General features: G+C 45.5%; 1 protein-coding gene. It reads left to right on the top strand.

Annotation, left to right across the window (positions count from 1 at the left end; translation table 11 throughout):
• Positions 1-231, top strand: a 231-nt coding sequence (locus C6N31_RS47515) for a catalase (RefSeq protein WP_198359771.1), incomplete at both ends; no start/stop codon positions are given.

Genomic DNA, 231 nt, shown 5'->3' with positions numbered 1-231 from the left:
CCTGAAACCCTAAGGGATCCCCGAGGATTTGCAGTGAAGTTTTACACCAGAGAGGGTAACTGGGATCTTTTGGGAAACAGTATCCCTGTTTTCTTCATCCGTGATGCAATCAAATTCCCGGACGTGATCCATGCTTTTAAACCCAATCCAAAGTCTCACATTCAAGAATATTGGAGGATCCTTGACTTCTGCTCCTTCCTTCCTGAAAGCTTGTCCACATTTGCCTGGTTC

This window comes from Streptomyces fildesensis, from assembly GCF_016107395.1.
Lineage (GTDB): Bacteria > Actinomycetota > Actinomycetes > Streptomycetales > Streptomycetaceae > Actinacidiphila > Actinacidiphila fildesensis.
Note: the sequence above shows the minus strand (reverse complement) of the source record. Positions and strands in the feature narration are given on the sequence as shown.